Source organism: Vibrio sp. 10N.286.49.C3, from assembly GCF_041469545.1.
GTDB lineage: Bacteria > Pseudomonadota > Gammaproteobacteria > Enterobacterales > Vibrionaceae > Vibrio > Vibrio tasmaniensis_A.
This window is the reverse complement of sequence record NZ_JBFRKT010000006.1, coordinates 67133-85265: the sequence shown is the minus strand read 5'-3', so window position 1 is coordinate 85265 and position 18133 is coordinate 67133. Positions and strand designations below refer to the sequence as shown.

Below are 18133 nucleotides of genomic sequence, written 5' to 3'. Positions count from 1 at the left end.
GTTAATTACGAATGAAATTTAAAATGATACCTCGAAATGCATTTGCTCCCCAAAAGGGAGTGAGTACTTGCTATCTAGAGATCGACAATTGGAATGACTATTCATTTATTACAACATTTTCTGTGTCATTACATGATGAAGAAGGTGATTTTCATAAAATAGGTAATGTTAGAATTGGCTTCGTAGGACAAACGGTTGAAACTGCCACATACGAAAAGTTGGGCGATGTATTTGAAGGTGGCTTACCTTCAGATTTTTTCTCGCTAGGAATGCATACGGAATACTACGAAGAGTTATATAAACTGAATGATCGTTTACGAAAAAAACTACTTCATGCCCTTCGAGATGTTGTTTTCTCTCAGAAATACCTTTCTATCGCAGAAGATCAGGATGTGTTTGGTACAGCATTGTTGCGTGATACGTCTATGGCTGCGGTTAAAGGAAAATACAGTCGTGTATTAGCTGGGCTCAAAGAGCTCACTCCTTATGATTTTGCATTTGTACCTCTAGGTGACATGTTTGGTGGAAAACAACTTGAGTTTAATGTTATTGATGACTCAATGCCTAGTACAAATATACATGCAATCATCGGAAAAAATGGTACTGGTAAAACTACTTTTTTAAATAATATGGTTGAGGCTATCATCAACCCAACTCCTGATGGTTCGAAGGTTATCGATTTGGATAGTTATTTAGAACCTAAACCTCCGATAGGCTCAGATTACTTTAGTAGTATAACGTCAGTATCATTTAGTGCGTTCGATACTTTTACTCCTCCAAAAGAACAGCCAAATCCAGCTAAAGGAACTTGCTATTTTTATGTAGGGCTTAAAAACCCAGATAAAGAAGGCACCCTCAAAACTCTTGATGAGTTGAGGGAAGACTTATGCGAAAGTATGCTGGATTGTTTCTATGATCCCAAACAACAAAAACTTGCTAGGTTCAAGTATGTAATAGAGTTATTGGAATTTGACCAAAATATCAAATCATTGAATCTTACAAAGTATCATGAAGAGTATGTGGAACTAATAAACGAATATCCAGGATTCGATGAATACAAGTTTAGAACGATTTGTCGCGAAAGATTTCTTGAAATTCTTCCACCGATGAGTTCAGGGCATGCCATTGTTTTATTGAGTACACTTAATCTCATTGCGACAGTTGACGATAAAAGCTTAGTTTTAATCGACGAACCAGAGAGTCATTTACATCCTCCTCTTTTAGCCGCTTATATTCGAGCATTATCTTGGTTGTTAAATCAAGTTAACGGAGTTTCTATCATCGCAACCCATTCTCCAGTTGTCTTACAAGAAATTCCCCAAAACTGTGTATGGAAAGTAATCAGGAGTGAGACAGAAACGACAGTTTCTAGGCCAGTAAGAGAGACTTTCGGAGAGAATGTTGGAATTTTAACGCGAGAAGCATTTGGTCTAGATGTAGAGAAATCGGGTTTCATAACAGTACTTGATAACGCTGTAAAATCAGGAGGAACGTTTGAGCATATCTACCAAAATACTTTTGGCGGGCGTATCGGAGCTGAGGGAGTCACCTTGCTTAGAATATTAGTCGATATTCGCGACCGTGAGAATGCTAAAAATGATTAAGCTTCCCTTACCATCAGAAACTCATAGTGTAAGTTTAGATTCATGCTTATCAGATCTGCCAGCGTCTAAGTTAGCTTATAAGTTTAGACTGAGTCGAGCTAAAACAGACCTAGTAAAACAGTCACTGGCTTATTCATCAAAAGCAACTTCTTTAGATTTGCATCAGTTTAAAGCTTCAAAAAGAGCACGCCCGCAAGACAAAATACCTTTCTGTGGGGGAGGGGTTAGTAAAGGGGACCTTGTTGACTTATATAAAGGTGTATTTTCTAAGAAAGGTACTGCTAGTCGTGCGATATACAACAGAATAAAACTATCATCAGATGAAAGATGTTCAATATGCTTAGTAGGTGAAGCTGAAACCTTGGATCACTATTTGCCTAAGGCTAGATACCCAGCTTTTTCGGTAGACCCACAAAATTTAATTCCTGCATGTACAAAGTGCAATAAAGGTAAGGGGGCATCTTTATTGTCAAAGAAAGAAGAGCATGTGTTACATCCATACTTTAGTTCTAGTAAATATTATGAAGAGCTTTGGCTGAAAGCTGAAATCGTAGAGGAAACTCCGGTTAAGGTAAGATTTTTTGTTGATCCTCCAGTGGGATGGAATGCTGATGAAGTGACTCTGTTAGAGAGCCATTTCAAGGAGTTTGGTCTCGCAGACAAGTTTGCTTTATTTGTGGCACACGCAGTCGTTACAGAAATTGATACAGTTGATATATCCTTGAATCGACGAGACCTCAGTGTAGAAGTGATACAAGAGGATTTCGAAATTAAGGCAAATAATCGCCCTAGTATTAACTCTCCAATTGCTGCTATGTACCGAGCTATGTCTGAGAGTCGATGGTTTTGTTCGGAACCTCGGAAACATGAAGAAAATGGTTATATATAGAAAGGATGTGCGTGGTTCTTTAGGTTATATATATCTCCTGCCAAGTAAGGGAACAGTTTCTAGTCACAATTTGGCTCCATAGAATTTGAATTATTCGGATTAACGGCAATACTAAAACTTAGAAATTCTAAGTTTTAGTGGTGACATGTGAACACGGACATTCAACTTTACCCTGACGAATCGCTCGAAAGCTTCTTGTTGCGCTTATCGCAAGAGCAAGGTTACGAGCGATTTTCTCATTTCGCCGAAGATATCTGGTTCGACACCATGGATCAGCATGAGGCGATGGTTGGTGCTTTCCCCTTAGAGCTAAATCAAGTCAATATCTACCACGCTCAAACCACAAGCCAAATGAGGGTGCGAGTGCTTATTCACCTTGAGAACCAATTAAAGCTCAACAACTTTGGTTCACTGCGTCTAGCGTTATCACATTCAAAAGCTCAATTTTCTCCGCAATACAAAGCTGTTCATAGATTTGGTGTTGACTACCCTTATGCTTTTCTTCGCAAACGCTTCACGCCTATTTGCCCTCTGTGTGTTAATGAAGCACCCTACATTCGCCAGCAGTGGCAATTTATCTCTCACCAAGCTTGTGAACATCATGGCTGTAAGCTGATTCATCACTGTCCTGAGTGTAAATCGAGACTTGAATACCAAAGTACCGAGAGTATTAGCCAATGTGAATGTGGTTTTGAACTCCGAAACTCGCCAGTAGAAGATGCGCCAGAGGTTGAGGTATTAGTTGCTCAATGGTTGTCAGGGAATGATTCAAAACCCTTGGGATTACTAAAAGCAGAAATGACGTTATCTGAGCGCTATGGTTTTTTACTTTGGTATGTAAATCGCTATGGTGATATCGATGACCTCAGTTTTGAGTCATTCATTGAATATTGTGGCGCTTGGCCAATGTCATTGTGGCAAGACCTCGATGCTTTGAAAGAGAAGGCAGAACTTGTTCGAGTAAAAGATTGGAAGAAAATGTTTTTCAATGAAGCCTTTGGTGCTCTGCTTAAAGATTGCCGTCAGTTACCCAGTCGGCAGTTGAATCACAATATCGTGCTTACTCAGGTGTTAGCGTACTTTACACAGCTGATGGCAACAGTACCTTCAAGCGCGAAAGGAAATATCGGTGATGTACTGCTCAGCCCCTTAGAAGCTTCTACATTGCTTTCTTGCACCACAGATGAGGTATATCGGTTGTATGAGTTTGGTGAGATCAAAGCCGCTATTAGGCCGAGAATGCATACAAAGATAGCGAGTCATGAATCGGCGTTTACTTTACGAAGTGTCATCGAGACAAAGCTGACTCGAATGAGCTCTGAAAGTGATGGCTTAAATGTGTATTTGCCAGAGTGGTAATTATGACGAAATTAAGTGACTTATTAACAATTGAAGACGAAGCAGTAAAGCAGTCTGCTTTAAAGAAGATGTTCATGCCCTATACGGAAGATGTCTGTGTTGAAGGGTGTGAAAAAGAAGCGTTAACGATTTTGCTCAATCTCAGTTCAAGCCATCAAGCGGATAGATGCTCGGATTGGTTGGATATTACCCGCGCTAAAAGGCATTTAAAAGCGGCTGAGAACCTAGAGGCATCCCTTGATGAGATCAAATGGTTCCACACTCATAATCTCAAGTTTCCAGACTGCCGAGTTAAAGATCAGCGAATAATTGCACAGCCTCTTGTGACAACCGAGGCATTTATTTCAAGCGCAGTATTAGAGCAACGCTTGGGGTGGGCGCATAACTCTGCAGTGTATCGCCATACATTGTGGTTATTGAATCCTTTCCGCTGGCAATCACAGTCCGTATGTATTCTTTCACTTATACAGCAAGAAAGCCCTATTTGGGTTGGGTTGCTCAAAGAATTTGGTTTAAGTGCTAAGTCACTTACTCGCTTACAAAATACACTGGCAGAAGAGCTCCCTGAGAATAGTTTTCCCGATAGTGTCAGCACTTACAGCAAGCAACTTCGGTTTCCATGGGGGGATGATTATGTTTCAGTCACACCAGTGGTCAGTCATGCTATTCAAAGTGAGCTAGAAGTGAGATCGCGAAGTCAGGAAAGTAAGCTCAGCTTTGTATCTTCGTCATTACCAAACTCGGCAAGTATCGGGAATCTGTGTGGCAGTTTAGGTGGGCATATGAAAGTCCTAAACTACCCGCTAGACGTCAAACCAGCGCAGGGTGGGACGTTAACTGAAAGTCGCAAAAAGAGTGGCCACTACTTTGATGACTATCAGGTAACTAACGCCAAAATTTGTCAGGTGTTAAACCACTTAATTGGATCAGAACCATCAAAAACACAGAAGCAAAGAGAGAGCGCTCGTAAGGTTAGAAGTAAGATATTGCGAAAGCAGATAGCCCTGTGGATGCTTCCATTAATTGAGTTAAGAGATATCGTTGACGCTGCCCCCAACCAACAGCAATTGGAACATGATGACACTTTAGCTCAAGCCTTTTTGACCCGACCAGAAGCGGATCTAGGCTCCTTAGCTAGTGAGTTTAACCGTCGCTTGCATCTCACGTTTCAGAATAACAAGTATGCCGCGAAGTTTGCCTATCACCCTAAGCTTATGCAGGTCGTCAAAGCCCAAATCGTATGGGTACTTGAACAAATCAGTAAACCAAATGGCAATGAAGATAAGGTAACGGGTGAGCAGTATATCTATTTGTCATCAATGAGAGTGCAAGATGCGGTCGCAATGAGTAGCCCATATCTGTGTGGTGCTCCTTCTTTGACTGCTATTTGGGGGTTCATGCACCATTATCAAAGAGAGTTTAATAAGCTAGTTAATTGTGATTCCCCGTTTGAGTTTTCGAGTTTCTCTTTTTATGTTCGAAGTGAAAATATTCAACCGACAGCGAAGCTTACCGAACCCAACTCAGTCGCCAAAGCGCGAACGGTTTCTAACGCGAAGCGACCAACTATTCGTAGTGAACGATTGGCAGACCTAGAAATAGACTTAGTTATTAGAGTCCATAGTGACAGCCGAATTTCAGATTTTAAGACTGCGCTTAAAACGGCCCTTCCCGTTGCTTTCGCCGGAGGGGCATTATACCAACCACAGCTATCGACGCAGATTGAGTGGCTAAGGACATTTACTAGCAGGAGCGAGCTTTCCATGTCATAAAAGGTTTACCAGCATATGGGCGATGGTTATATCCAAGTGAAAACCAGCCGAGTGATTTTGATGAGCTAGAACGTTTAATAACTAAAGACGCTGATAACTTGCCAGTTTCCATCGGCTACCATTTGTTAGAGCGTCCAACTAAACGGGGTAACTCAATCACTAGTTGTCACGCTTATGCAGAGAATGCGATGGGACTTGCTCAGCGAGTTAACCCCATAGAAGTACGTTTTAGTGGAAGAGATCACTTTTTAAACCACGCCTTTTGGTCGATAGAATGCAGTAGCGAAACTATTCTTATAAAAAACTATAGGGATTAATCGTTTATGGAACTTTGCACTCAGCTGAATTACGTTCGATCACTCTCTGCTGGCAAAGCATATTTCTACCATCTTTCTAAAAGTGGTGAGATGTGTCCCCTTGAAGTTGATAGAACTAGGTTGCGCGCACCAAAAGGGGGTTATGCAGAAGCCTATAAAGGGGGCAAGTTTGTAAAAAAGAATGTTGCTCCACAAGACTTAGCTTACTCCAATCCTCAGTTCATTGAAGAGTGTTACGTAAAGCCGGGTGTAGATGATATCTACTGTGCATTCCCCCTTCGAATTCGAGCAAATTCTCTAACCCCTGATATCTGTAGTGACGATGAAGTGCGCAGTAAACTTTCGTTACTGGCTAACACTTATAAAGAGCTCAATGGGTATCAGGAGCTCGCTCATCGATACGCGAAAAATATCCTGCTTGGCAGTTGGCTTTGGCGTAACAGAGAGTGTCGAAAGCTGTTGATAGAAGTGACCACCAGTGATTCACAAACCCTGATTGTAGAAAACGCAACAAAGCTTTCTTGGTATGGTCATTGGGATGAGGCTTCAGCAGAATGCCTAGAAAAGCTCACAGCCTATTTGATGCGAGCCCTGTCTGACCCGACCGAATATTTCTATATGGATGTCAAAGCTAAAATTGGAGTTGGTTGGGGAGATGAGGTTTACCCAAGCCAAGAGTTTTTAGAGAGCCGAGAAGATGGTGTTCCTACTAAGCAGTTAGCTACTGTCGAACTATTGGACGGAAAAGAAACCGTTGCGTTTCATGGTCAAAAAGTTGGAGCCGCGTTGCAATCGATTGACGATTGGTGGCATGAAAACGCAGATAAACCCTTAAGAGTGAATGAGTATGGAGCTGACCGAGAGTACGTTATAGCAAGGCGACATGTTTCCTATGGAAATGACTTTTACCAGTTAGTCAGAAATACAGAGAATTGGATTGAGACAATGACCGCTTCTCAGACCATCCCAAATGACGTGCACTTTATTATGTCGGTCTTGATTAAAGGTGGTCTCTTCAATTGTTCCAAAGCGAAGTAAGGATGACTATGACGACGCGTTACTACTTCTGTATACGTTATACCCCTGTTCAAGCCGACTATGAGCTGTTAGCAGGACGTTGTATCTCTCAAATGCACTTGTTTATGGTCAATAACCGACAAGCCATGAATAAAATAGGTGTGAGCTTTCCCGACTGGAACGAATCTACAGTTGGCCAAACCATTGCCTTTGTTGCTGAAGATAAAGAGATGATGATTGGACTCTCTTTTCAGCCCTATTTCTCTGTGATGGTAAATGAAGGTTTGTTTGAGATCTCTAGTGTTTGTGAGGTGCCTGACATTGCGGTTGAGGTGAGGTTTACCCGTAATCAAACGATTGGGAAAAGTTTTCTGGGCTCCAAGAAACGTCGAATCAAACGTAGCATGGCGAGAGCCGAACTATCTGGTGTTGAACCATCGTTACCAGCCACTAATGAAGAGCGAATCATCGATAGTTTTCATCGAATACCAATCTCCAGCGGTTCATCTGGGGAAGATTATATGTTGTTTGTACAAAAGGAGTTTGTCGGTGAGCGTGGTGCAGCAAACTTTAATAGCTATGGTTTAGCCACCAATCAAGAAAGAAAAGGCACAGTACCTGAGTTACGTTTTTGACCCTTTTTCTAAAGCTCTTTTTCGGAGAAGTAAAAACAAGGACTTACAGACACGATAATAAAAAGGGTATTTTAGACTTTTGTGATGTAAAGCCAGTGGAATTAAAAGCTTAGTGACTATAGTTAACAGTGTCCTGCCGCATAGGCAGCTAAGAAAGCTAAATAGTCTTGAAATACCTTGCTTACCTTGTGTCCTGCCGCATAGGCAGCTAAGAATAGGCCAGGAAGAAAGCAACCTTCCTGCTGAACAAGCAGTTAATAATCAAAACCATCATGTTTAGGCTTGATGGTTTTTGTTTGTTTACAATCGGTTTTATTCGTCCCACTTTCTAACATGGAAATGCCGCGAAGTTTGTTTAAGCGCATTCACTCTAACGGTAGTCTAGCTGATTTTGCTATACTGCAACTTATCTAAAATTTCTGCTAGGTTGTATGAGATGAGTAAGAAAAAGCTGACCGAAAAAGAGCTGTTAGAAGGGATTACTCCTTATAATGCCCACAGTGATTTACTCACCAGGACTGAAACAAAGCCTGATTGGGTGCCTTTCGCCGACGAGGTAGAGCGGATTACAGATGATTTAATGGCTAACCGAAATGAGGTTTTCGATGAGCTTAGTTCAGGTTTGGTGAACCCAGATATTTTTCTTTCAAACCTCAAGTTAGCACTTGATCGCCTTCCTGATGGTGATATTGAGCTTTGTGATTTGGGCAATGAAATTGGTCGGGTTATAGCTAATTTGAATTCACCAAATAAGACACTCTTACGTGAAGTAACTCATGGTATTGAACATGGTTTTGACATGATTAGCAAAGAAAGAGGAACTTCGAATGAATAAGCTTGATGAATGGGTCGACAACAATATGACATTAACCAGTATCATCATAATGGTTGTGGGCTTAATACTCGGATACATCCTTTTCTAGTATCAATTACTAAGGTTTCGAGGAAAAACTCAGTTGTTGCAAATTCTGCAACAACTCCAATCTTCTAATTGTGAAACAGCCTGTTGCACAATTGCGGTACAACCTGTTTCGTGAATTATTTCTGCCCCTAAACGTGTTTAGAGCATAAGAAACTATCAATAGATTAATTTGTGTGTAAGCCTGTTGCACCAGTTTTTTAGTCCCAGATACGACAAAGCCACAGGCAATACCTATGGCTTTGTAAACAGCTACAGAATGTTTGTCATTCAAAACGAAGAGGGAATACATTCTGTGTGCAGCGTCGGGTGTTTTATCACCAAAGTATATGGAAGGGAAAGCACCTAGACTTATCATATGTCCTCGGTGGTCTGCTTTGCAATTAAGCCAAGTTCAATTCGATACAATTACTTCTGGCCAGACAGTAAGTAGTACATCCAAGAAAAAGCAGAGATACCCGAGGCTCTCAACGTTAGTTTAAAGCTAAGAACTGTATGTGGCAAGCTTGCTTCTGCCCCAAGATGTGTTTAGAGCGCAAGAAACCACCATGAGATTTCTTTGTGAAACAAGCTGTTTCACAATTGTCCAACAGGTTGTTTCGTAAATCACCTCTGCTCCAACCCGGTTCTGATCTCGTCGCTTCGGCAATAGAACTAACTAATGTGCAAAATATGCACATTGCTTATCAAGCAACTATCGAGGATTCCTCGGTAGTTGAACTGTTGCAATAATTGCCCGAGCAACGAGAAAGCTCAGTGATTGCAGATTCTGCAACAACTCATATCTGCCCCTTTTCTAGTTAGACGCTCATTTCGCAGTGTGCGAATCGCAACCTGCGGAATGAACTTCTCTTCCCCTTAAAGTATTTATAAACCATACATTTACGTGGTAAATCTAAAGGGATCTAGCTTAGCTTGTCTAAAACACAGACACGACCATAACTACATTACGCGCGACCAGCGGTCAATAGTAGCTGGTATTGACCGCCTTCAGTTCGGAATTCGTTTTCTAAAAAAAACGACAACTTTTGCACCTACAATTAATTGTTACAAAACATGCGCTTAGGTTGCTTTTTATTGTCGGATTTCACGGTGAAATTGACAGATAACCAACAGGGTTGGAAGCTTTACTAAGCGGCTTTCCGACAGCAAACATTATTCTCAATTTTCTATTTTACGTGATAACTGTAGCTTCAAGCTTGTCTGACTCGTTTGTGCCCCAAAATTCGCTAGAACAAATAATCTATAAGATCTGTGTCGTTCATTTTACCCTACAAAAAGTTATCCGATAGATTTCAACTCAACACGATTGAGTCTCCATTATGCTTGTTTGGCCTGTTAGATTGCCTATTTAGTTGGTTAAATCGTCGGATTATCTTGTTAAGGATGATAAGTTACTGAAAATATTGTTATTATCCTTTTTATTTATCAGTTAAGCCGACTCCCATGAGATATGAATCAGCTCCTGTAGCTCCAGAAGAAAGACAAGAAACCACAAGAGAAAGAGCGGAGCGTCACCGGCAAGAGCGCCGAGCGGAATTAACCTATACTGCAAAAGATTATAAACGTTGGGCTGAAGATAGAGAACGCGTTCTTGCAGAGCGTGCTGCTGCACAACAGGCCTACGATCTTACTGAAAGAGAGTGGAATAAGGAATTACAAGAGCAAGCGAAAGAATATAAGTGGGATACGTCTCAACAAACCAATGTCAGCATTGCTGTGATGACTGTTGAGGAAGCGAACGAGTATTTAGATTTACTCATGAAAGACACTCACGGTGAGCTTTCTACAGGTAAAGACTACACAGGCGTAAGTATGGGCTTAAAAGGTGCCTATGAGGTAGCCAAAGAGCTTGGTGGATTGGGAGCAACCGCTAAGGCGGTCGATATCAATGGAGTGACGAATATTGTGGTTGAGAACTACAAGCCTCGATATTTAGATCTCGGTATTCGTTGGCAGGAAGCGACACCTCAAATGCTTAAAATCGGCTACGCACTGAATACTGTTAAAGGTAATGTTAATTTCGTGAAAGGTAACATCTATGTAGAACTTGTTTTCAGTGGCGCAGTCAATGCCGTAGATTACATACTGCATGATGAAAAAAACTTGGGTGAGGTTGTCGGTCAATATTCTGCTGACGTGGTCAAGGGGGTTGTTGCAGGTGTAGTCGCTCAAGGTATTTTACTCGGCTCACGTGCGGCACTAGGGTTGCTCTTTGGTTTTTCTTTACCAGTTGCCGTTGGGCTGGGCTTGTTTGCTTATTCCGCCTTCAAGATTGGTGGTTACATTTCAGACTTAGACGACGAATATAAGTTTACCGAACCAATGAAAGAAGCAGTAGAAGAGTTAATTGATTAATATGACAGACTTACTGAAGAAGCTTTCTGCTTTGCTATTCTTTATCGCCATAACGCTATGGTGCGCTTTTGGTGTTTATGACTTGAGCAATTTAGTAAAAAGCGTAGATATTGAGCCCATCATTAAAGTATCGGGATACTTTAACAATACATCTTCATTTGTACTATTTGGCTTTTTTCTTCCTTGTATCCCAATGGCACTACTCAATATATTTTTAAATGTACAACTACCAAAATTAACACTTAAATTAATGTTATTTGGAGCGTTGGTTTTTGCTGTGTTAGGTCACTACTTTGACTCTATGCTAAGGCAAGAAATCAGAGATAACAGCTATGTCGAATGCCCAACAAAGAGAGAAGTGGCTTTGAAATCCTCAAGTCGGACGTATGTTTTAGACTCTAGTCTGTGTGAATAGATTGTCGTTCGCTTTCTTGGCGCACAACAACCTGCTAGCGCATGTAAACCGGTGCGCTAGCATTCAATAACGCGGTTTGCAATACTTCGAGTTATCCATTATTTGCTAACATTTCATCATTTCCTAAATGACTTCTGTCCAAAAGTTTGTTACACACATGTCGATTATGTCTGCTAGAGGATTAATTGGAGCGTAGTAAATTTACTACGTTGAATCTTAGTCGTTGTTCAAATTTGCAGACTTTCGATGCAATGTTATGCGAACTTATACTGCAAATAGTATTGTAAGTCTTTGATGGTTGGTTCGAGTTATGCTGACTTATCCTGCAAGCATCACATTAAAAAAGCCGCTCTTAATGAGCGGCTTTTTGCTATCTGCAGTTTGCCTTTTTCTTGTTCAAGAACGTTTCATCTTTCTTAATTCGCAGGTAGCACCACCGCAGACGCTTCTTCCTCTGAATCTTCTTTGTATTCGACTTTTTCAGTTACCCAATCAATCGTCTTTGTTAGATAAAGCTTGTTGGTTTCGGTATCACACCAACTCTTTGATAATCCTCTTCGATTAAACTCACTACCAATTGCAGCCAGTGTTTGGTTACTTGGTCTACCGTAATACAAGGTGTCGCACAGTTGCAGGTTCGACATCGATTGTGGGTATGAATTAACCGATGACGAGTTCATGCTCAGTGCTTTTGATTGGTTATGAGTGCACCCAGTTAGGCTCAGGAAAAAGAAAAGGATTAGCGTATTTTTCATGGTGTATCAGATCTGTTGCCGATGATTTGAAGAGAGTATTGCCATGATTGCCCCACTAATTTGTCAATTTCTCGCCAACTAGTTATAGACCAAGACTTTCCTCCCAGTTAGAAAGCGTTATTAAGCCAACGATAAAAACAGTATTAACAAACAAAAGCGCAATTTTGTACAAAAGCTGAAAGAGCCTATAGAGTAGACTGATAAGTCGCTCGATAATTAACAGGCTTGGGGATTGTTATGGAGAACAAGAAACGCTCTAAAGAAAAGGCCGAATATAAGATCACAGAAGAGCTCGGTGGCCTTGAAACCCTTAATGCTGAATACGAAAAGCAGAACTTCTCGCGCCACAGCCATGAGGGCTATACGCTTGGGGTTATTGAGCAGGGCGCTCAGCGTTTCTATCGAACGGGCGGGCATCATATAGCACCACAAGATGCGATTATTCTGGTCAATGCCGACGAAGTTCATAGCGGTCACTCTGCCACTGAAGGTGGTTGGGCATATCGAGCCATGTATCCTCTCCCAGAGCAACTTGCCAAGATCACTCAAGAGCTTAACCTACCGAACTACGGTGCGCCTTACTTCCCAAGAGCGGTGGTTGAAGACCCTGAACTCGCTAATCAATTGAGGTTGGTCTTTAACACGATTGATGAATCCGACAATCGCCTGTTAAGAGAGACCTTGATGTATGGGATGTTGGTTAAGCTGATTAGTCGACATGGAAAATCGCCGCTTAACCCTCAACTCGATGGGAAAACTCAGCGCCAGCTTGTGTTGGTGAAAGAGTTTTTAGATGATTTCCCACAAGCCGATGTGTCGCTAGACGAACTATCTAAGTTAGCGGCATTGAGCCCGTTTCACTTAGTGCGCTCTTTTCAGAAAGAATTTGGTCTTCCGCCGCATGCGTATCAAATCCAATCTCGGTTAAGGCTTTCGCGTAAGTTATTGAAACAAGGACATACCATTTCTGATACCGCGCAAGAGTGTGGCTTTCATGATCAAAGCCATTTTCATCGACATTTCAAAAAGGCCAATGGTTACACGCCGGGGCAATACATCAAAATGCTCTAAACTTGCATGGCTAAGGCATGGCTAACTTGTGTTAAGTGCGGTTAAGTGCGGTTAAGGTACGGTGAATTGGGGCATGAAATCGAGCAAGTTTGTACAATCGAACCGACTCAACTCCTCTTACATTGAATAGCCAATGTGAAGAGAGAAAAGAACTATATGGATAGTGAAACAATGGATAGACGAACACAGTTATGGAAGGGCGTTTTAGCGGGAATGCCCTTGAGCATTGCGGTAATCCCTTGGGGAATTCTAGCGGGCTCATATGCGATAGATGCAGGATTGAGTCAGCTTCAAGCGCAAGCGATGTCGGCTATTCTATTTGCTGGCTCAGCACAACTTGTCGCCGCGGGTATGTTCAAAGCGGGTATTGGTCTAGGCACCATGTTGTTGACTACCTTATTCATCACGTCTAGACACTTTCTGTATAGCGTATCGATGCGTGACAAAATCAGCCATCTTCCTGCGCGTTGGCGTCTATTACTCGGATTTTGGCTCACCGATGAGCTGTTCGCGATTTGTAGTGGGCAGTCTCAGCAAGAATTTAATCGCTGGTATGCTGCGGGTGTAGGCGGCGGTTTTTATCTCGTTTGGAATATTGCGAGCTTTGTTGGCATTGTCGCGGGAAGCCAAATTCCTTCACTCAATGAAATTGGTCTCGATTTCGCGGTCGCAGCAACCTTTATCGCCTTGGTGTTCCCATTAATCCGAACTCTACCCGTCGTGGTGTGTGTGGTGGTTTCATTGGTCACTTCGGTTGCCATGTCGGTTAACAATATTGAGGGTGGGCTAATGATTGCAGCGATTGCCGGTATGTTAGCGGGCTTTATCAGCGAATCGTTCCAAGAGCGAAACAACGGCAACAAGACAATTGTGGAAGGGGAATAGAGATGATCTGGTTAACGATATTACTTATGACAGCGATTGTTTTCTTTAGTCGGTATCTGTTTCTAGAGCCTGCAATCCCGCTTCGATTAAATCAAACCACGCGTCGTCTATTGCGCTATTCAAGCCCAGCTGTGCTTACCGCAATTTGGGGGCCGATTGTATTTGCTCCTGAACAAACATTTTGGCCAAGCTTTGAAAACCCATACTTGATAGGCGCGGTGGTCACAGGTCTGTTGATTTGGAAAACAGGCAATGTGCTGCTAACGATTGGCGTCAGTATGGGCGTGTTTTTGTTCTATAACCTCGTTGCGGTTGATTACCTTTTTTCTTGAGCTTCAACGTCAACTTCGGCTTTGTGTTTCTCCTATTATTTAAGGGCTGAATAACTATGATTACTTGTTATGTTCGATATGTAATTGATCCTAAAAAGGTAAGTGAGTTTGAGGCATACGCAAAAATGTGGATTCCTCTGGTCGCTAAATTCGGAGGTCAACACAACGGTTATTTCTTACCGTCGGAAGGGGCGAACAATATTGCATTGGCGTTGTTTACCTTTGAAAGTTTGACTGCCTACGAAGAATATCGGGTTAAGTCGCTGAGCGATGCTGAGTGCATTAAAGCGTTTGAATTTGCAGACGAAGTTGATTGCATCGTGAGTTATGAACGCAGCTTTTTTAGACCTGTTTTAGAGTGATAGACCTTGCAACGTATAGCTTGGTGGCATCTAATGTACTGATTCACTATTTGTGTGTTTAGGTTTTGGTAAGGAGTTAGTTTGGCTAAGAAGTATTATGTGGTTTGGAAAGGTCGTACACCGGGTATTTTTACTACTTGGAATGAGTGTAAGTCGCAAGTTGATGGTTTTGCTGGTGCGAGATATAAATCGTTTCCAACACTAGGCGAGGCCGAGTCTGCTTTCGGTGGTAAAACGTCGTCTGTGTCAGGTTCTTCGGCTACAAAGCCAAGCTCTGCGGGGAAGGCGACGAAAGCTAAGGTGCCGCCTCTTTCGGAGCAGCAAATCACAGATATGCCTTTTGATATCAAGATCTTTACCGATGGTGCGTGTGAACCAAACCCTGGTGAAGCGGGGACGGGTTTAGCGGTATACCAAAACAACCAATTAACCGAATTGTGGTATGGCTTGTATCAACCTGTTGGAACCAATAATACCGCTGAGTTACATGGCCTTAAACAGGCGTTTTTGCTCGCAAAAGAGAAGCTAAACGCGGGTCTCTCTGTAGCGATTTATTGTGACTCTAAGTACTCAATTGATTGTATTACTAAGTGGGCAACGGGTTGGGAGAAAAAGGGCTGGACTAAGTCGGGCGGCGAGATCAAAAACCTCGATATTATTAAGCCTGCGTATGCTCTCTACCAAGAACTGGCTTCAAAAATCACCATCTACCATGTGAACGGACACGTTGGTATTGAAGGTAACGAATTGGCCGATAGAATGTCGATTGTGGCTATTTCATCGAAAGAGCAGGAGCTAGCTCAATATCGTGACATCGAAGATCTTGAGTCTATTTTGGCACTTCGAGCAGGTTAGCTAGGCTTCTTAATGAAAAGCTAATGAAAGTCACTGAAAGCATAAGTCGCCATCATTAGGCAGTGCTAAGTTGAGCGTTACATTTCAAATGGATGTAGCGCTCTTTTGTTTTTGTGGTGCTCCGTTTTCTTATGGTGCTTAGTTTTTAATGGTGCTGAGTAGTTAGTATGATGCTTAGCTGTCTGAGTTAGTCCTTATTGAGCCGGGTTCTCTATCCAACGAGATAATTGCTGAGCTTGTTTGATCGAATTAAAACTGTCTTTCACTCTCTCACGTGCCTTTAACCCCATCGATGTTTTATCGTTACTGCTTAGCTGTGCAAAACGCTCAATCGCTTCTCTTAATTCCTCAACGTTTTTTTCGCTGACTACAAACCCCGTCTCTGGTGAGACGATCTCTTTGCATCCCATGATGTTGGTGGTAATGACGGGTGTTCCCACGGCCATCGCTTCTTTTAAAACCAGTGGTCCTGTATCCACACACCCAGTTTCGGAAAAACAGAAGGGCGCGATTAGGCTGTCATAGTTCGATAGTTTCTCTTTCACCCACTCGTGAGGTTTAGCGCCAAGAAAGGTCACGTTTCGAGTGAGCCCTTGCTCTTTGACCTGCAATTTTAATTGTTGCTCTAAATCGCCAGTACCGATGATATCGAGATGAATGTCGAGAGGTTCGGCAATCGGCGCCAATGCATCAATAAGATGGTGGATACCTTTTTGCTCCACTAATCGGCCAAGGAAAACAAAGCGAAGTTGCTTCGTTTCGGTTTTTGGGTTGAGTTGGAATTGTTTGGTATTCACTCCGCAATGCAAGAGTTTAATGTTTCCTTTCGCCATGGTGTTGAAGTCAGCAAGCATGTCTTTACACACTGCAACCACAAAATCACTCGATGAAATTTTATGTTCAATGTCATAAGCGAACTCATAAACATCATGACCATGAGCAACGAACGAGCAGGTGATATTCAGCAGTTTTGCCGCGACGATGGTGTGTGCTGTAGTGTGCTGACAGAAATGCGCGTGAACGTGTTCGACGTCGTTTTCCGCGAGTTGCAGCGCTAATTTAAACCCATAAGCGAACAGTGACTTTTTGGGCATGCTGGTTTGCTTAGAAATAAATGAGACAGCCTTGATGAACCCTATCCAGTTAATGCTAGCGACTTTACCCTTCCGAACGTTTTTACCTATTTGGACAATGTCGTAGTCGAACTGTTTTTCACTGTTTTCAATTTTGAACGTCATTACACAAACATCGTGCCCACACGCTTTCACAGAGTCGACTTCTGTTTGAATGAAGGTCTCACTGAGTACAGGGTAGGTTGGTGCCACAAATGCTACTTTCTTCATTCCTTACTCCTCAAATCCATATGACTAAAGCTATCAAGCCAAGTTAATAACCAATAAAGCAAGATACGAACCAAGATCGAATCTTAGCTTTAGAGGGCTTTCTGAAGGTTATCCCTAAAGAAGTCGCTCGTTTTCTCAAATTGATAATCAAATTGGAGGTGCAGTTTTTTTGAATATCTGTGTTTGGTCGTCATTTTGAGAATCGGCGTGTAGGTGACTGATATAGAGCTGATTTCGTAGCAAGACGCTCTCGGCATAGAACATGCAACGTCAGCCATATAACGTATAAATCTGAGGGCGTCATTATGGCTAAAGTAAGTGTTGTTATTCCTACCTATAATTGTTTGGATTACCTGCCGAAGGCAATTGGCAGCGTACTGCAGCAGACACATCAAGACGTGGAGTTGATCATTATTGACGACAACAGCAACGATGGAACGTCGACGTATCTCGCGTCAATCCATGATGAACGCATCATTAAATTATCAACTTTGGGTGTTGGCGCGCCTCAAGCTAGAAACCTAGGGATTGAAAAGGCGACCGGAGAATACATCGCTTTTTTAGACGCGGACGACTTCTGGTTTCCAGAAAAAATTGAGCGCCAACTCGAATTTCATCAACGTTACCCAGATCTCTCGATGAGCTTTACTAACTACGAACACCTGACGGAAGATTACCAAGTGATAGTCGATTGCTTTAGTTACTGGTCGCAGTTTCAAGATCAAGACGAGCTGTTCATCAATATCGAAAACCCGTTGGAGTTCATCATTGAAAACAATGTGATTGGAACATCAACGGTCATGGTGAAAGCAGATGTGTTTTCTCAAACAGACAGTTTCAATGCTGACATCAAGTATGGGGAAGATTGGGAACTGTGGCTTCGAATGAGTGAAAACCATCAGATCGGTGTGTTGAACTCGGTGCAGGTTGGTTACTTGATGAGAGCGAGTTCAGTAACCCAAACTGAAAGTCTTAAATTGAGAAATTTGCAATCTATAGAAACCATTCTTCAACATTACCAAAATGACAGTCAACGATGGAATCTACCCACTTCTAGCTTCAAAATCGCAAAGGCGAGAATACTGGAAGGCTACGCTGACTATTACAGAGGCTTACAACAAAACCGATTGGCCATTTCATACAGTATTCGCTCGTTAGTTTTGGCTCCGCAAAAACGAACGTTACGACATCTTCTTGGAGACTGTAAGAGTTTCCTAATGCCTGCATTGTAAGGAATAGGTGTCT

The 18133-nt window shown here is 42.1% G+C and carries 16 protein-coding genes and 1 pseudogene; 15 read left to right on the top strand and 2 right to left on the bottom strand.

The genetic code is table 11. The annotated features are described in order from the left end of the window. Positions 1 to 11 precede the first annotated feature (11 nt). The 9 genes and pseudogenes from AB4180_RS02715 to AB4180_RS02675 all read left to right on the top strand — a co-directional run bounded on the left by AB4180_RS02715 (position 12) and on the right by AB4180_RS02675 (position 11285). The gene (locus AB4180_RS02715; RefSeq protein ID WP_069188459.1) at positions 12 to 1604 is read left to right on the top strand and encodes an AAA family ATPase; all 1593 of its coding nucleotides are present in this window, start codon (positions 12 to 14) and stop codon (positions 1602 to 1604) included. Beyond that, the gene (locus tag AB4180_RS02710; protein ID WP_102582423.1) at positions 1597 to 2493 is read left to right on the top strand and encodes an HNH endonuclease; all 897 of its coding nucleotides are present in this window, start codon (positions 1597 to 1599) and stop codon (positions 2491 to 2493) included. The genes AB4180_RS02715 and AB4180_RS02710 overlap by 8 nt, the downstream gene beginning before the upstream one ends. A gap of 147 nt (positions 2494 to 2640) precedes the next feature. After that, positions 2641 to 3852, top strand: coding sequence for a TniQ family protein (locus AB4180_RS02705; RefSeq protein WP_102249505.1), 1212 nt, complete (start codon positions 2641 to 2643; stop codon positions 3850 to 3852). Between the two features lie 2 nt (positions 3853 to 3854). Further along, a pseudogene (locus tag AB4180_RS02700) lies at positions 3855 to 5941 on the top strand (type I-F CRISPR-associated protein Csy2). Between the two features lie 6 nt (positions 5942 to 5947). Next, complete coding sequence (gene csy3 / locus AB4180_RS02695) at positions 5948 to 6979, top strand: type I-F CRISPR-associated protein Csy3 (protein ID WP_017098523.1); 1032 nt, start codon at positions 5948 to 5950, stop codon at positions 6977 to 6979. 8 nt (positions 6980 to 6987) lie between these two features. Then, positions 6988 to 7593, top strand: coding sequence for a type I-F CRISPR-associated endoribonuclease Cas6/Csy4 (gene cas6f / locus AB4180_RS02690; protein WP_017098524.1), 606 nt, complete (start codon positions 6988 to 6990; stop codon positions 7591 to 7593). 436 nt (positions 7594 to 8029) lie between these two features. Beyond that, positions 8030 to 8428, top strand: a complete 399-nt coding sequence (locus AB4180_RS02685; RefSeq protein WP_017098526.1) for a hypothetical protein — start codon at positions 8030 to 8032, stop codon at positions 8426 to 8428. A 1530-nt stretch (positions 8429 to 9958) separates the two neighbouring features. Next, entirely contained in the window at positions 9959 to 10870 is a 912-nt protein-coding gene (locus tag AB4180_RS02680; RefSeq protein WP_017098701.1) for a hypothetical protein, read from the top strand. 1 nt (position 10871) lies between these two features. Then, the gene (locus tag AB4180_RS02675; protein WP_017098702.1) at positions 10872 to 11285 is read left to right on the top strand and encodes a hypothetical protein; all 414 of its coding nucleotides are present in this window, start codon (positions 10872 to 10874) and stop codon (positions 11283 to 11285) included. 416 nt (positions 11286 to 11701) lie between these two features. On the opposite strand, the gene AB4180_RS02670 is transcribed toward AB4180_RS02675, so the two are convergent. Next, a complete protein-coding gene (locus AB4180_RS02670) occupies positions 11702 to 12040 on the bottom strand; it encodes a hypothetical protein (RefSeq protein WP_102249507.1) in 339 nt (112 codons plus the stop codon). A gap of 237 nt (positions 12041 to 12277) precedes the next feature. On the opposite strand from AB4180_RS02670, the gene AB4180_RS02665 reads away from it, so the two are divergent. The 5 genes from AB4180_RS02665 (at position 12278) to AB4180_RS02645 (ending at position 15545) form a co-directional block, all read left to right on the top strand. Continuing rightward, positions 12278 to 13111 carry an AraC family transcriptional regulator gene (locus tag AB4180_RS02665; RefSeq protein ID WP_102249508.1) on the top strand — a complete coding sequence of 278 codons (834 nt, stop codon included), beginning with the start codon at positions 12278 to 12280 and terminating at the stop codon, positions 13109 to 13111. A 156-nt stretch (positions 13112 to 13267) separates the two neighbouring features. After that, positions 13268 to 13996: an AzlC family ABC transporter permease gene (locus AB4180_RS02660; RefSeq protein ID WP_102249509.1), complete on the top strand. Its 729-nt coding sequence runs from the start codon at positions 13268 to 13270 to the stop codon at positions 13994 to 13996. 2 nt (positions 13997 to 13998) lie between these two features. Next, complete coding sequence (locus tag AB4180_RS02655) at positions 13999 to 14328, top strand: AzlD domain-containing protein (RefSeq protein ID WP_102249510.1); 330 nt, start codon at positions 13999 to 14001, stop codon at positions 14326 to 14328. Positions 14329 to 14384: 56 nt separating this feature from the next. After that, positions 14385 to 14690 (top strand): NIPSNAP family protein, encoded by a 306-nt coding sequence (locus AB4180_RS02650; protein ID WP_102249511.1) that lies wholly within the window; start codon positions 14385 to 14387, stop codon positions 14688 to 14690. An 81-nt stretch (positions 14691 to 14771) separates the two neighbouring features. Beyond that, positions 14772 to 15545: a viroplasmin family protein gene (locus AB4180_RS02645; protein WP_102249512.1), complete on the top strand. Its 774-nt coding sequence runs from the start codon at positions 14772 to 14774 to the stop codon at positions 15543 to 15545. Between the two features lie 194 nt (positions 15546 to 15739). Here the strand turns inward: AB4180_RS02645 and AB4180_RS02640 are convergent, their stop codons facing one another. Beyond that, a complete protein-coding gene (locus tag AB4180_RS02640; RefSeq protein WP_102249513.1) occupies positions 15740 to 16888 on the bottom strand; it encodes a glycosyltransferase family 4 protein in 1149 nt (382 codons plus the stop codon). A 305-nt stretch (positions 16889 to 17193) separates the two neighbouring features. On the opposite strand from AB4180_RS02640, the gene AB4180_RS02635 reads away from it, so the two are divergent. Then, a complete protein-coding gene (locus tag AB4180_RS02635; protein ID WP_102249514.1) occupies positions 17194 to 18120 on the top strand; it encodes a glycosyltransferase in 927 nt (308 codons plus the stop codon). The last annotated feature ends 13 nt before the right edge of the window (positions 18121 to 18133 follow it).